At 70.9% G+C, this 14,367-nt stretch carries 10 protein-coding genes; 9 read left to right on the forward strand and 1 reads right to left on the reverse strand.

Annotation, left to right across the window (positions count from 1 at the left end; translation table 11 throughout):
* Positions 1-83 precede the first annotated feature (83 nt).
* The 5 genes from EDD93_RS26630 (at position 84) to EDD93_RS26650 (ending at position 5,171) form a co-directional block, all read left to right on the forward strand.
* Entirely contained in the window at positions 84-1,169 is a 1,086-nt protein-coding gene (locus EDD93_RS26630; RefSeq protein ID WP_123529352.1) for an LLM class flavin-dependent oxidoreductase, read from the forward strand.
* A complete protein-coding gene (locus EDD93_RS26635) occupies positions 1,166-2,485 on the forward strand; it encodes an NtaA/DmoA family FMN-dependent monooxygenase (RefSeq protein WP_123528044.1) in 1,320 nt (439 codons plus the stop codon). Before EDD93_RS26630 ends, EDD93_RS26635 begins: the two co-directional genes overlap by 4 nt.
* A 4-nt stretch (positions 2,486-2,489) precedes the next feature.
* Positions 2,490-3,290, forward strand: coding sequence for a DUF1684 domain-containing protein (locus EDD93_RS26640; RefSeq protein ID WP_123528045.1), 801 nt, complete (start codon positions 2,490-2,492; stop codon positions 3,288-3,290).
* A gap of 266 nt (positions 3,291-3,556) precedes the next feature.
* Positions 3,557-4,462 carry a S1 family peptidase gene (locus tag EDD93_RS26645; protein WP_123528046.1) on the forward strand — a complete coding sequence of 302 codons (906 nt, stop codon included), beginning with the start codon at positions 3,557-3,559 and terminating at the stop codon, positions 4,460-4,462.
* A 229-nt stretch (positions 4,463-4,691) separates the two neighbouring features.
* Positions 4,692-5,171: a hypothetical protein gene (locus EDD93_RS26650; protein ID WP_185092531.1), complete on the forward strand. Its 480-nt coding sequence runs from the start codon at positions 4,692-4,694 to the stop codon at positions 5,169-5,171.
* A 28-nt stretch (positions 5,172-5,199) separates the two neighbouring features.
* Here the strand turns inward: EDD93_RS26650 and EDD93_RS26655 are convergent, their stop codons facing one another.
* A complete protein-coding gene (locus EDD93_RS26655; protein ID WP_123529353.1) occupies positions 5,200-6,096 on the reverse strand; it encodes a DUF4231 domain-containing protein in 897 nt (298 codons plus the stop codon).
* Between the two features lie 256 nt (positions 6,097-6,352).
* Here EDD93_RS26655 and fxsA point away from each other — a divergent pair, with 256 nt between their 5' ends.
* The 4 genes from fxsA to fxsT all read left to right on the forward strand — a co-directional run bounded on the left by fxsA (position 6,353) and on the right by fxsT (position 14,342).
* Positions 6,353-6,520 (forward strand): FxSxx-COOH cyclophane-containing RiPP peptide, encoded by a 168-nt coding sequence (fxsA, locus tag EDD93_RS26660; protein ID WP_185092532.1) that lies wholly within the window; start codon positions 6,353-6,355, stop codon positions 6,518-6,520.
* Positions 6,521-6,605: 85 nt separating this feature from the next.
* Complete coding sequence (gene fxsBH / locus EDD93_RS26665) at positions 6,606-8,843, forward strand: radical SAM/SPASM protein FxsBH, inactivated beta-hydroxylase extension form (protein WP_185092533.1); 2,238 nt, start codon at positions 6,606-6,608, stop codon at positions 8,841-8,843.
* 221 nt (positions 8,844-9,064) lie between these two features.
* Complete coding sequence (fsxC, locus tag EDD93_RS26670) at positions 9,065-10,423, forward strand: FxsC protein (protein ID WP_260256030.1); 1,359 nt, start codon at positions 9,065-9,067, stop codon at positions 10,421-10,423.
* Positions 10,407-14,342, forward strand: coding sequence for an FxSxx-COOH system tetratricopeptide repeat protein (gene fxsT / locus EDD93_RS26675; protein ID WP_123528049.1), 3,936 nt, complete (start codon positions 10,407-10,409; stop codon positions 14,340-14,342). The genes fsxC and fxsT overlap by 17 nt, the downstream gene beginning before the upstream one ends.
* Positions 14,343-14,367: the final 25 nt, after the last annotated feature.

A 14,367-nucleotide genomic window follows, 5' to 3' on the forward strand; every position in this document is an offset into this window, starting at 1 on the left:
AAGAAGCCGAAACGGATCTGATGAGCAGTCTGATCCGGCGAGCGGCGCACAACCAGACCCGAACCGTGCCGAAAGGGCCCGTCATGCCACCGATCCGCCCCCTCCACCTCGCTGCCGAGATCGGCGGCCCGCCCCTCTACGACCCGGGGCACTACACCGCCCTGGCGCGGCTGGCCGAGGGCGGCGCCCTCGACTTCGTCACGCTCGGCGACTCGTTCGCCCGGCCCGGCCCCGACGCCCTCGCCGTGCTGTCCCGGGTGGCACCGGCCACCCGCCGGATCGGGCTCGTGCCGACGGTCACCACCACACACACCGAGCCCTTCCACGTGTCGTCCGCCGTGGCCACCCTGGACTGGGTGAGCCGGGGCCGGGCCGGCTGGCAGGTGGACGTCTCGACGACCGGCGCCGAGGCCCGGCTGTTCGGCCGCCGCCCGGCCGCGCCCGCCGCCGAACTGTGGCGCGAGGCCGGCGAGGTGGCCGACGCCGGTGCGCGGCTCTGGGACAGCTGGGAGGACGACGCCGAGATCAGGGACACCGCCACCGGGCGCTTCGTCGACCGGGCCAAGCTGCACTACGTCGACTTCGAGGGGGCCACGTTCAGCGTCCGGGGCCCGGCCATCGTGCCCCGGCCCCCGCAGGGCCGCCCCGTCGTGGTCGTCGACGGCACGGCGGAACCGGCCAGACAGACCGCGGCGCGCCATGCCGACGTCGTGCTCGTACGGGCCACCACCCCCGAGCGGACCGCGAGTATCCGCAGCGACGTGCGCCGCCGCGCCGAGGCCCACGGCCGCGACCCCGACACCCTCCGGGTGCTCGCCGCGCTCACCGTGGACCTCGGTGACGCCGAATCAGCCCCGGAACCCGGGCTCGCGCCGATGAGCGGCCCGCCGCTCGCCGCGCACGGCACGTACTACCGGGGCGGGCCGGTGGACCTCGCCGAACTGATCAGCCGGTGGCACCGGGCCGGGGCCGTGGACGGCTTCCACCTCACACCGATCACGCCCGAACGCGACCTCGAACGGATCGTCAACGGAACGGTGGCCCTGCTCCAGCACCGCAGCCTCTTCCGCACCTTCCACCCCGGCGGAACCCTCCGCGAGCACCTGGGCCTGGCCCGCCCGGCCTGCCGGTACACCGAGGGCGCCGTCCTCCAGGGAGACCTGGCATGACGACCGCACCGAAGCCGACGACCGCACCGAAACAGATGCATCTCGCCGCGCACTTCCCGGGCGTGAACAGCACCACCGTCTGGGCGGATCCCCGGTCCGACAGCCAGATCGACTTCTCCTCCTTCGAACATCTCGCGCGCACGGCCGAACGCGGTCTGTTCGACTTCTTCTTCCTCGCCGAGGGGCTGCGGCTGCGCGAGCACAACGGGCTCATCCACGACCTGGACGTGGTCGGCCGCCCCGAGTCCCTCACCGTGCTCAGCGCGCTGGCCGCCGTCACCGACCGGCTCGGGCTCGCCGCGACGGTCAACGCCACCTTCAACGAGCCCTTCGAGCTGGCCCGCAGACTCGCCACCCTCGACCACCTCAGCGCCGGGCGGGCCGGGTGGAACGTGGTCACCTCGTCGGATGCCTTCACCGGTGAGAACTTCCGCCGCGGCGGCTACCTCGACCGGGCGCGGAGATACACCCGCGCCGCCGAGTTCGTCGCCACCGCCCGCGAGCTGTGGGACTCCTGGACACCCGACGGCACCCCGCGCCGCTTCGTCCACCACGGGGAGCACTTCCGCGTCGAGGGGGAGTTCACCGTGCCCCGCCCCCCGCAGGGCCATCCCGTGGTCATCCAGGCCGGCGACTCCCCGGAGGGCCGCGAGTTCGCGGCGTCAGCGGCCGACGTCATCTTCACCCGGCACGGCACCCTGGAGGCGGGCCGCGCCTTCTGCGCCGACGTCAAGGGCCGGCTGGCGAAGTACGGCCGCGAGCCCGACGCGCTGAAGATCATGCCCGGCGTCGGCTTCGTGCTCGGGGACACCGACGCCGAGGCCCGCGAGAAGGCGTCCCTCATTCGCCTCCAGCAGGTCTCGCCGCAGAACGCGATGCTGGCCCTGGAGCAGGTCTGGGGCCGGGACCTCTCCTCGTACGATCCGGACGGGCCGCTGCCCGAGAGCGATCCGGTCCCCGATTCGGAGCTGGCCCAGGGCCGGGTGCGGCACGGTGATCCGCTCGCCGTCGCGGCCCGGTGGCGGGCGCTGTCCCGGGAGAAGGGGCTCTCCGTCCGGCAGACGGTCATCGAGGCGACCGCCCGGCAGTCGTTCGTCGGCAGCGCGCGGACCGTCGCGGCGGAGCTGGCCGAATTCGTCGCCGCCGGAGCCGCCGACGGCTTCGTCCTCGTACCGCACCTCACCCCGGGCGGGCTCGACGACTTTGTCGACGAGGTCGTCCCGCTCCTCCAGGAACGCGGCGTCTTCCGCTCCGCGTACCACGGCTCCACACTCCGGTCGCACCTCGGGCTCGCGGAGCCCGTATGGAAAGGTTGAGCCCATGAGCACGGACGCACAGCAGCAGGCAGCGCAGGACCGGGACCGCTGGCACGAGGAGCGCACCGCCACGGTCTCGGCGCCGTACGGACCACTCTCCCTCACCGGCACGCACTGGCTCTCCGACTACCCGGAGGGGCGAATTCCGGCCGTTCCGGGCCGGTGGCGCGAGGACGGCGACGAGGTGGAGCTCACCGCGGCGCCCGAGGACGGGCTGACCGTCGACGGCGAACCGTTCGCCGGACAGGTCCGGCTCGGCGCCGACCGCGGTCCGATCGACGGATCACGGGTAGCCCACGGGGAGCGGCGGCTGTTCGTGCTGAGCCGCGAAGGGCTCTGGGCCGTACGGGACTTCGACCCGGACTCCGCGGCGCGGCGGGCCTTCCGGGCGATCGAGGCCACGCCGTACAACCCGCGCTGGGAGCTGCCGGGCACCTTCCGCCCGTACGACAGCTCCCGCACCGTCCGGGTCGAGAACGCCGACGGGGTCGAGCGCGGGCTCGGCCTCGCCGGGGAGATCGCCTTCGAGGTGGACGGCACCGAGCACACCCTCCAGGTCGCCGTGGAGCACGACGGCTCGCTCTGGGCGGTCTTCGCCGACGCCACCAGCGGGAAGAGCAGTTACCGCTTCCGGTTCCTGCGCCCCGCCGCCCCGGCCGCCGACGGCACGGTGACCGTCGACCTCAACCGCGCCCTGCTGCCGCCGTGCGCCTTCGCCGACCACTTCATCTGCCCCTTCCCGCCGCCCGGCAACACCCTCCCGTTCGCCGTCGAGGCGGGGGAGCGCAACCGGGTCGACAGCTGAACGTCCGCCTCCGTTCCATCGGTGTCCGGCCCCGGCAGTCGTCATCCGCCGGGGCCGGACACAGGGGCGTGGCGGGTGGCCCAGTGCAAAGCTCAGGCCAAGAGGCCCTCTTGCGCGCGAAGTTGACGCCTTGAATACTCCCGAACAGCGCTTGTCAGGAGCACGGCAGGTTCGGAATGCGGACACTCTGCCGTGCGGCTGACTGCGCCTCACGGGTCCGACCACCCCACGGGCGGACCCTCAACCCCCCTCGGGAGGAATGACAAGTGAGGATCAAGCGCACCACCCCCCTCAGCGGTACCGCGAGACGCGGCAGGGCAGTCGCCATCGCCGCAGGACTCGTAGCGGTCGCCGCGCTCACCGTCCCCAGCGCACAGGCCAGCGCCACCTCCGACGGAACGTTCAGCGCCAACCAGCTCACCGCCGCGAGCGACGCCGTCCTCAGCGCCGACGTGGCCGGCACCGCCTGGACCGTCGACCCCGCGACCAAGAAGGTCGTGGTCACCGCCGACAGCACGGTCTCCGCCGCGCAGATCCAGCAGATCAAGGACTCCGCGGGAAGCAACGCGGGTGCCCTGCGGATCGAACGCACCTCCGGGAAGATCCGCAAGCTGATCTCCGGCGGTGACGCCGTGTACGGGCCCGGCTTCCGCTGCTCCCTGGGCTTCAACGTCCGCAGCGGCAGCACCTACTACTTCCTGACGGCCGGTCACTGCACGGAAGGCAGCCCGCCGTTCTACAGCAACTCGTCGAACTCGACGACCATCGGACCCACGGTCGGGACCAGCTTCCCGACCAACGACTACGGCCTGGTGCGCTACGACAACGCCTCGATCTCCCACGAGGGCACCGTGGGCAGCGTCGACATCACCAGCGCGGCCAATGCCACGGTCGGCATGTCCGTCACCCGCCGGGGCTCCACCACCGGCATCCACAGCGGCACCGTCTCGGCGCTCAACGCCACGGTCAACTACGGCAACGGCGACGTCGTGTACGGCATGATCAAGACCAACGTGTGCGCGGAGCCCGGCGACTCGGGCGGTCCGCTCTACTCCGGCTCCAAGGCGATCGGCCTCACCTCGGGAGGCAGCGGCAACTGCTCCTCGGGCGGCACGACGTTCTTCCAGCCGGTCACCGAAGCGCTCAGCGCGTACGGCGTCAGCGTCTACTGACGGCCGGGCGGCCGGTTCCGTACGCCGGGGCCGGCCGCCGCCTCGAAAGGTCAGGTCGAACACGCCGAGCCCCCGCCCGAATTCCGGGCGGGGGCTCCCGCTGACCCCGCGGCTTTTGAGAGGATGTGGCACAGGACGGTCGCGCAGGAACAACGGGGGCGGACGCTGTGCCTCCCGGAGGGATGCCCTCCGGGGACCCCCGGCTCAGACCCCAGGGGGATCCAGGTCCGTGAATCGCATCGGAGTGACCGGCCACCGCAGCATTCCGCAGGAGGTGCACGCCCACGTGCTGGCCGCGATGCGTGCCGCGCTCGGCGCGTTCGAGGGCTCGGTGGAGGCGCTGTCCAGCCTGGCGGTGGGGGCGGACCAGCTCTTCGCCGACCTCGCGCTCGCCCACGGCGCGGAACTGACCGCGGTCATCCCCAGCGGCGACTACGAGGCCTGCTTCGCGGACGGCGCCGAACTCGCCCGCTACCGCGACCTCAAGGCACGCGCCGTGCGGGAGGTCCGGCTGGACTACCCGCACTCCACCGACGAGGCCTACTACGCGGCGGGCGCCTACATCGCCGACCACTGCGACCGCCTGCTCGCCGTCTGGGACGGGCTGCCCGCCCGGGGCCTCGGCGGCACGGGAGACATCGTCACCTACGCCCGCCGGCTCGGCCGCCCGGTCACGGTGATCTGGCGCGACGGGGTCGTGCGTGCCTGATCCCGCCGGTGCGGCCGTCCGGGCACCGTCACATCTGGTGCCGGGCGAGCCAGTCGGTGTGCTGGGGCGAGACGATGCGCTCGGTCTCGAACACGGCCCGGGGCCACTGGCGCTCGTTCAGCGTGGTCTCCATCGCTATCTGCATCGACTCCAGGTCCTTCTCCACCAGGGAGTGCGCCGAGATCAGCGGGTGGTGGCGGCGCATCTCGGCCCAGGCCAGACAGGCCGCCGCCGCGGCGGAAAGCACCCCGGTCAGCGCGAAGGACTGGCCCACCGAGAACGCCCTGAACAGGGCGAGGGCCAGGGCGAGCGCCGTCAGCACGGCGATGGTGGTCGACCAGATCACGGTGGCCCGGCGGGACACCTCCTGGCGCCTGCGGTACCAGCTGCGTTGTTCGATCAGCCGGTCCCGCACATATGTCTCCTTACGGACGGTGAATGCCTTTTCCCGCAGGGCGTGCATGGAATCGGTGATGAGTCCGCCGGAATCGGCTGTCCGGTCCCGGGGATCCGACCAGCCCACCTTGCGGAGCTCCTGCAGCCCCTCTTCGAGGCGATTGGCGAACACCGCCTCCGGGTGCTGGGTGCCGGTGTCGAAAGGTGAGCCGTGCACCGAGTAACGCCAACACATCGATTTGATGAACTCTGCTGCGGAGCGATTGAGTTGCCAATGCGACTTTGCTTTCCGCCGCGAGGTGAGGTAGGTCGCGATCAGGACACCCAGGTACGCCAACGCCGCCGCGCAGTCGGTGAGTTGAAGGGTGCCGGCGACCTCGGCGTGCCAGGGCAGCGCGGCCGGCAGAGTGCCCCCCACCAGCAATATCAGCTGCCACCTGGTGGTGTTCACGGCCTCCCGCTGGCGCGCGACTGCAATGGCGTCCGTATGGTGAAAGAGTTCGGGCAGATCAGCGTTCCTGAAGACCATGCTCTGCAGCGGTCCGGGAATCGCCGTCATGTTTACTCCCGTCTGCGGTTATGTGGTCACCCTGATGGCGGAATCTCTAGTTCCGGTCGATCGCGCCGGCTCCCGTGCGACCCTCTGCTGCCAAGTGGCCGTCCTCAGTTGCCAACCGAGGCCATGAGAGTAAAGTCGTGCCGCCGGACACTGCAATGGTGCAGGTGCCAACGCTGGTTTCCTGTCCGGAACCATTCCATTGGAACGAACCCCCTCAAGGACGGCCGTGAAGACCTCTGAATCCTCCCTCTCCTTCGCCGTTGCGAAGAAGAGCCGTGTGCCGCTCACCGCGATCGACGCGCGTGGTGGCGAAGCTGCCAGGAAGCTCGGTCGGGTGCATGTCGCGTCCGCCGGTCGCCCCATCCAGGCAGCCACCTTCAACTCCTCCCTCTGAAATCCCTCCGACCCGCTGACACGGAGCACTCCTCCGGTACGGCCGGACCGCCGGACCACCCTTCCGGCCTGGCTAGACTGGCGGAATGACAGGACCCCTGGTCCCTTTCCGTGAAGTAGTCCTCAAGGTTCACAGCAGGTGCGACCTCGCCTGTGACCATTGCTATGTCTACGAACATGCCGATCAGAGCTGGCGAACCCGTCCGAAGACAATCTCTGATGAAGTCATTTTCCGGACTGCTCAGCGCCTGGCTGAGCATGCCAAGACACACGCACTGCCCTCCGTGTCAGTAATCCTGCACGGAGGGGAGCCTCTGCTCGCGGGCCCCGCACGCCTGCGGCGCATCTGCGAAGAGCTGACCTCCGCCTTCGACGGCATCGCCGCGCTCGATCTCCGGATCCACACCAACGGCCTGCAGCTCAGCCCGCGCTACCTGGACCTCTTCAGCGAGTACGGCGTCAAGGTCGGTATCTCCCTCGACGGCGACCGCGCGGCCAACGACCGGCACCGCCGTTTCGCCGACGGACGCAGCAGCCACCCCCTGGTGCTCAAGGCCGTCGAGCTGCTCCGGGAGGAGCGCTACCGCCATCTCAACCTCGGTCTCCTGTGCACCATCGACATCGAAAACGATCCGCGCGCGGTCCTCGACGCCCTCACCGAACTCGAACCGCCGCACATCGACTTCCTGCTTCCCCACGCCACCTGGGACGACCCGCCGCCGCGTCCGGACGGCTCGCCCACCGCCTACGCCGAGTGGCTCCTCGCGGTCTTCGACCGCTGGCAGGAGCTGGGGCGGCCGGTGCCGGTGCGGATCTTCTCCTCCGTCCTGTCCACGCTGAACGGCGGACCCAGCCTCACCGAGTCCCTGGGCCTGGCCCCCACGGATCTCGTCGTCGTCGAGACCGACGGCAGCCTGGAACAGGTCGACTCGCTCAAGAGCGCCTACGAAGGTGCGGCGGCCACGGGGTTCGACGTCTTCACGCACGCCTTCGACGAGGTCGCGGCGCATCCCGGGGTGCGGGCCCGGCAGCTGGGCCTGGAGGGCGTCAGCGAGACGTGCCGCCGTTGCCCCGTCGTACGTTCGTGCGGTGGAGGTCTGTACACCCACCGCTACAGCTCCGCCGGGCCGGACGAGGGCTTCGACAACCCGTCCGTGTACTGCCAGGATCTCGCCGCCCTGGTGCGCGGCATCGAGGCCCGTACACCGGCAGACTCGACGGCGCCCGCGGTGGCCGACCGGGGCGAACTGCTCGCGGCCCAGGAGGATCTGACCCGCACGCTGCTGGCCCGGCTCAACGGGGACCTGGACGGCCGGGGCGGCGAGGCATGGGACCGGGCGTGGGAGCTGGCGGCCGCTCTGGACGGCTCGGAGCAGGGCGCGGTCGGCCTGGACCACGTGCTCGCCCACCCCTACACCCGCACCTGGCTGCTCGACGCGCTGGACGCCCTGCACGAGGAACGGCCGGGAGCGGCCCGGGACGCGGCGGACGCCCTGCCGGCCCGCCTCGCGGCCGCCGTCGTGCGCGCGGGGTTCGACGGCTGGGTGCCGGTGCCCTACCGGGGCGGCGAGCTGGTCCTGCCCACCCTCGGCCGGCTCGCGCTCGGCGGCCCGGGGGAGCACGGCACGGTCCGGGTGCGCGCCACCGGGGACGGCTTCCTGGTCGGCAGGGACGACGGATCCGGTGAGCTGCGGATCGAGTGGCCCGCGCCGGCGGCCCCCGGCTGGCTTCCGGCGCGCGGGTACGCCCTGCCCGGGGGCGGGCCCGGTTTCGTGATCGACGACCTGGACCCGTACCGCGACTGCTTCGCCGTGCCCGCCTCGGCCACGCTCGACGGGCCCGCCGCCGACCGGCTGGCCGCCGCGCTCACCGAGGCCTGGGCGCTCATCGAGGAGCGGGCCCCCGCGTACGGGGCGCGGTCCGTCTCCGTGCCGCTGACGCTCACTCCGCTGACCGGCACGGAACCGGGCGGCCCCCATGTCGGGCGGCACGGGTACGGCGCGCTGGGCATCGCGGTGGACGAAGGGGTGGGGGCGCTCGCGCTCGCCCTGGTGCGCGGAGTGCGGCGGGCCGGGTTGCGCGCACTTGTGGACGTCACGGATCTTTACGCGGCGGACGGCTCCTGGGAACATCGAATGCCCTGGCGGGAAGAATCCGTTCCGTTTTCCCAACTGCTGGCCGGTACGTACGAACGGCTGGCGCTCGCGGCATTCGACCCCGGGTACCGGACCGGCGTAGCGCAGGCACTCGACACGCTGGAGGGAGCGGCCGAACTCACCGTCGGCGGGAAACGGCTGCTCGCTCTGATGCGAAAAGAATTCTGAATCCCGGATTCCGGTTCGGGGAGGTTCGGGGGAGATCATCCGTGGAGTCGGGACAACTGGGAGGAACGGGCGCAGACCGAATTCGAGCAAGAGTGTGATCGATAGTCCCTGGGCATAGATGACTGAAAAGTGGCGTTGAATGACCGAACGTCATGGGGGTGGAGCAAGGTCAGCTCCGGAATGATGAATTCGCTCGCATTCTTTTCACTCCTCGGGTGCGGGTGCTCACACAGGACGGGGGTCGTGTGCACGCGACTACGCAGCAGCGATCGGCGGACCATCGGCCGTACTTCTTCTTGAGCTACGCCCACACACCGGGGTACGGCGGTGGAACGGACCCCGATATGTGGGTCGAACGGCTTTTCCAGGATCTCTGCGGCCATGTGATGGCCATGACCGATCTGCCCGCCGGCGCGCCGGCCGGGTTCATCGACCGTGAGATACGTTCCGGCGAGGGCTGGTCCGAACGGCTCGGCGAGGTGCTCGCCACCTGCCGGGTCTTCGTCCCGCTGTTCTCGCCGCGCTACTTCGCCAGCGAGATGTGCGGCAAGGAGTGGTACGCCTTCGCCCAGCGAGCCATCCACTACCGGGCCCGCTCCAATCAGTCGGCCGAGGCGATCGTTCCGGCGCTCTGGGTGCCGGTACCGCCCAGCCAGCTTCCCGGGCCGGCCGAACGATTACAGTTCAACCACCGTGATTTCGGAGACCGTTACGTCAGCGACGGTCTGTACGGGCTGATCAAGCTCAGGCTGTTCGCCGAGGACTACGAGCGCGCCGTGTACGAGCTCGCCAAGCGCATCGTCAGCGTCGCCGACACGGTACGGATCGGCACCGGCCGGCCCGTCGACTACCGGCTCGCCCCCAGCGCCTTCGGCTCGACGGGCGGCGGCGCCGGCGGCCCCCGCCCGATGCAGGTCACCATCGCCGCCGCCACCCGCCACGACCTGCCCGAGGGACGCGACGCCGACTACTACGGCGACAACCCGCAGGACTGGAACCCCTACCACCCCGACGCCGCCCGCCCGCTGGCCTATGTGGCCGAGGACCTGGTGCGCTCCCTCAACTACCAGGCCACCGTCGCCTCCTTCGACGAGGAACCCAGCCACCACGGCGGCAAGCAGCCCCCGACCACACCGGAGATCCTGCTCGTCGACCGCTGGGCGCTCCAGGACGAGGACCGGTGCCGCAGGCTCGCCGCCTTCGACGCGGAGAACCGCCCCTGGGTGACGATGGTCGTCCCGTGGAACCGCGACGACCACCAGAGCAGGGCCGCCGAGGCGGAGCTGACCGCGAAGCTGGAGCGGACCATGCCGACCAAGATGCGCCAGGGCCGGGCCTACTGCCGCGCCGCGGCCAAGGGCGTACCGAGCATGGAGGCCTTCGGCCAGATCCTGCCCCAGGTGGTCGAGGTGGCCGCCCAGCAGTACCTGAGACACGCGGCCGTCTATCTGCCCGCCACCGGCGGCGGAGGACACAGCGAACGCACGCGGCTGATGGGACCCATGGCGCAGACCCAGTACATCCCCGAGACACATGACCCTGCGACGGACGCGGAGGACACGGATGACGGCCAGTCGTGACGGGCGCATCGTCACCTTCTACTCGTACAAGGGCGGCACCGGGCGCACCATGGCCCTGGCCAACACCGCCTGGATCCTCGCCGCCAACGGCAAGCGGGTACTGGCTGTCGACTGGGACCTGGAGGCACCTGGCCTCCACCGGTTCTTCCACCCGTTCCTCGACCCCTCGACCCTCGGCGCCACCACCGGTGTCATCGACCTGATCACCGAGTACGCCTGGGCCGCGACCAGCCCGGTGCCGCGCGCCGACGACTGGCACCGGGACTACGCCCGGATCCAGCCGCACGCGGTCTCGCTCACTCCCGAAGCGCTCGGGTGGCAGTTCCCGCAGGGCGGAACGCTCGACTTCGTCTCCGCCGGACGGCAGAACCGCGAGTACTCCGCGACCGTCTCCACCTTCGACTGGGACAACTTCTACGACCGCCTCGGCGGTGGGCACTTCTTCGACGCACTGCGCGACGACATGAAGGCCAACTACGACTACGTCCTCATCGACAGCCGCACCGGCCTCAGCGACATCGCGGACATCTGCACCGTCCACCTGCCCGACGCGCTCGTCGACTGCTTCACCCTCAGCGACCAGTCCATCGACGGCGCGGCCTCCGTCGCCCGGCAGATCTCCGAGCGGTACACCGGCCGCCCCATCTCCATCTTCCCCGTCCCGATGCGCATCGACGAGGGCGAGAAGGAGAAGGCGGACGCCGGCCGGGCCCTGGCCCGGCTGAAGTTCGACCGGCTGCCGCGCGACCTGTCCGGCGACGAACTCACCGCCTACTGGGGCGCGGTGGAGATCCCGTACCGCCCCTACTACGCCTACGAGGAGACCCTCGCGACCTTCGGGGACGAGGCGGGGCTCAGCAACTCCCTGCTCTCCGCCTTCGAACGGCTCACCTCGGTCATCACCGACCGGCAGGTCACCTCGATGCCCCCGGTCGGCGAGGAGGTGAGGCTGCGCATCCGCGACGCGTTCACCCGGCGCAGGCCGGCCCTGCCCGCCGACCTCTTCCTCTGCTACGTGGCGGAGAACCGGATGTGGGCCGACTGGATCGAGTCCGCGCTCACCCGGGCCGGCTTCCGGGTCGTGCCGCGCGACGTGTCCGCGGAGCGGGGCCCCCAGGAACCGTCGGCCGTCACCGCCGAGAACGCGGCCCGGACCGTGGTGCTGCTCTCCAGCGCCTATCTCAAGTCGAGCCGGGCGGTGGGGCTCTGGGACCGCGCCGTCGCCGAGGACCCGGGTGGCGGGCGCCGGCATCTGCTGCCCCTCAGGGTCGGTGACGTACGGCTGTCCGCGCCCTACATCGACCGCAACCCCGTCGACCTCTTCCGGCTCGACGAGGTGCACGCCACCGCGGCCCTCTTACGGGCTCTGGACCGGCCCGTGCAGATCACCGACGGGGTGTCGCCCGGACCGCGTTTCCCCGGCACGGTCCCCAGGATCTGGAACGCACCGCCGCGCAACCCCGGCTTCACCGGCCGCTCCATGGTCCTGGAGCGGATGCGCGACCAGCTCGGCGGCGGCATGGCCGTCGTGCTGCCGCAGCCGCAGACGCTGTACGGTCTCGGCGGTGTCGGCAAGACCCAGGTCGCCCTGGAGTACGTGCACCGGTTCATGGCCGACTATGACCTGGTCTGGTGGATATCGTCCGAGCAGACCGACGACGTGGTCGCCGGTCTGGCCGAACTAGCCGTCCGGCTCGGCGCCCAGGGCGGCGACGACATGGCGGCCGCCTCCCAGGAAGCGGTCGACCTGCTGCGGCGCGGGGTGCCCTCGGACCGCTGGCTGCTGGTGTTCGACAACGCCGACGACCCGGAGCGGCTGCGGCGCTACTTCCCGCAGGGCGGCTCCGGGCACATCCTGGTCACCTCCCGCAACCAGGCCTGGTCCCAGCACGGCGACGCACTGCCCGTCGACGTCTTCCTGCGCGAGGAGTCCATCGAACACCTCCAGCGCCGGGCGCCGGGGCTGAGCGACGAGGACGCCGCCCAGGTGGCCACCGCGGTGGGGGACCTGCCGCTGGCCGTCGAACAGGCCGCCGCCTGGATCGCGGAGACCGCCACCCCGATCGACACCTATCTGGAGCAGCTGGCCCAGCAGGCCCCGGAGGTCCTGGCGCTCAACCAGCCGGCCGGCTACCCCGAGCCGGTCGCCGCGACCTGGAACATCTCCATCCAGCGGCTCAAGGAGCGCTCGCCCGCCGCGGTGCGCCTCCTCCAGCTCTGCGCCTTCTTCGCCCCCGAGCCGATCTCGGGGAACCTGCTGTACAGCAAGGAGATGATCGAGGCGCTGAAGCCGTACGACGCCTCCCTCCAGGAGAAGCTGGTGCTGGGCCGGGTCATCCGGGAGATCGGCCGGTTCGCCCTCGCCAAGGTCGACCAGGTCTCCAACTCCATCCAGGTGCACCGTCTCGTCCAGGCCGTCATCCGGGCCCAGCTCACCGAGGAGGAGCAGCGGGACGCCCGGCACGCCGTCCACCGCATCCTGGCGGGCGCCCGGCCCGATGACGACGAGCCGATCGACAACCCGGCCAACTGGCCCCAGTTCTCGACCATATGGCCTCACCTGGGCCCGTCCGACGCGCGTAACTGCCAGGAGCCCGAGGCGCGCAGGCTCATGATCGACCGGGTCCGCTACCTCTGGAAGCGCGGTGACTTCAGGACGGCGACCACGCTCTGCGAGGAGCTGCGCGACATCTGGCGCGAGACGCTGGGGGAGCGGGACATCCAGTACCTGTACCTCTGTTTCCACCTGTCCAACATCTACCGCTCGCGCGGCCGCTACGTCGAAGCGCGGGAGCTCGACGAGATCACCCTGGCGACCCAGCGCGAGGTGCTGGGCCCGGAGCACCCGCACACCTACATGAGCACCAGCAGTCTGGCGACGGACCTCGGGACACTCGGGGAGTACACCCGGGCGATCGAGCTGGCCACCGAGGCGACCGACGGCTTCAACCAGATCTTCCACGACTCGCACCCCAGGGCCCTGGCCGCCGCCAACAACCTGGCGTTCACCCTGCGGTCCATCGGCCAGTACGCCAAGGCCCGCGAGATCGACCAGGACGTCTTCGACCGGCGCCGCGAGGTGCTCGGCGAGGAGCACCCCTACAGTCTCTCCTCGGCCATGAGCCTGGCCCGCGATCTGCGTGACGTGGGCCGGTACGAGGACTCGGTGGGCCTGCTCAGCCGTACGTACGACAGCTACAAGGCCACACTCGGCCGGTCCTTCCCCGGCACCCTCAGTGCGGCGAAGGCGCTGGCCGTGTCGCTGCGGCGGGCGGGGCGGCTGGAGGACGCGCGCCGGCTCACGGTGGCGACCAGGGCCAGGTACCGGGCCAAGTACACCTCCGCCAACCCGGAGTGGCTGGCCTGCGACCTCAACCTGGCGGCCGACCTGTACGCGGCGGGCGAGGCCATCGAGGCCAGGGACACCGCCCGGGACGTCGTCGACCAGTACATGAAGGTGCCGGGCGAGAAGCATCCGTACACCCTGGCCGCCCTGAACAACCTGGGCGTCTACCTGCTGGGGGCCGGTGCCGTCGAGGAGTCGGAGCAGGTGCTCACCCGGGTGGTCGCCTCGATGCGGGAGGTGTACGGGCGCGAGCACCCCAACACGCTGTTCAGCGTGATGAACCTGGCCAACACCACGGCGGACCGGGGCGATCTGGACCTCGTGCTGGAGACCGAGCGGCGGCTGGCCGGGCAGTTCCGGGTGGCTCTGGGGGCGCACCACCCGGAGACGCTGGCCATGCGGTCGAACATGGCGGTCACGCTCGACGCCATGGGACGCAAGGACGAAGCGCTGCAGGTCAGGGCCGAGACCGTGGAAGAGCTCTCCCTGCAGCTCGGGGACGAACACCCGCTCACCCGGATCGCCCGCGACGAGCGCCGGTTCCAGCGCGAACTGGAACCGCTCGCCGTGTGACGGAGCCCGCCGCACGAGGGTGCGT

The organism is Streptomyces sp. 840.1 (assembly GCF_003751445.1).
Taxonomy (GTDB): domain Bacteria; phylum Actinomycetota; class Actinomycetes; order Streptomycetales; family Streptomycetaceae; genus Streptomyces.

What these genes read in the sequence shown, in the direction of transcription:
- EDD93_RS26630 (WP_123529352.1), top strand. Translation starts at nt 84, where the DNA reads ATGCCACCGATCCGCCCCCTCCACCTCGCTGCCGAGATCGGCGGCCCG.
- EDD93_RS26635 (WP_123528044.1), top strand. Translation starts at nt 1,166, where the DNA reads ATGACGACCGCACCGAAGCCGACGACCGCACCGAAACAGATGCATCTC.
- EDD93_RS26640 (WP_123528045.1), top strand. Translation starts at nt 2,490, where the DNA reads ATGAGCACGGACGCACAGCAGCAGGCAGCGCAGGACCGGGACCGCTGG.
- EDD93_RS26655 (WP_123529353.1), bottom strand. Translation starts at nt 6,096, where the DNA reads ATGGTCTTCAGGAACGCTGATCTGCCCGAACTCTTTCACCATACGGAC.
- fxsBH (WP_185092533.1), top strand. Translation starts at nt 6,606, where the DNA reads ATGACAGGACCCCTGGTCCCTTTCCGTGAAGTAGTCCTCAAGGTTCAC.
- fxsT (WP_123528049.1), top strand. Translation starts at nt 10,407, where the DNA reads ATGACGGCCAGTCGTGACGGGCGCATCGTCACCTTCTACTCGTACAAG.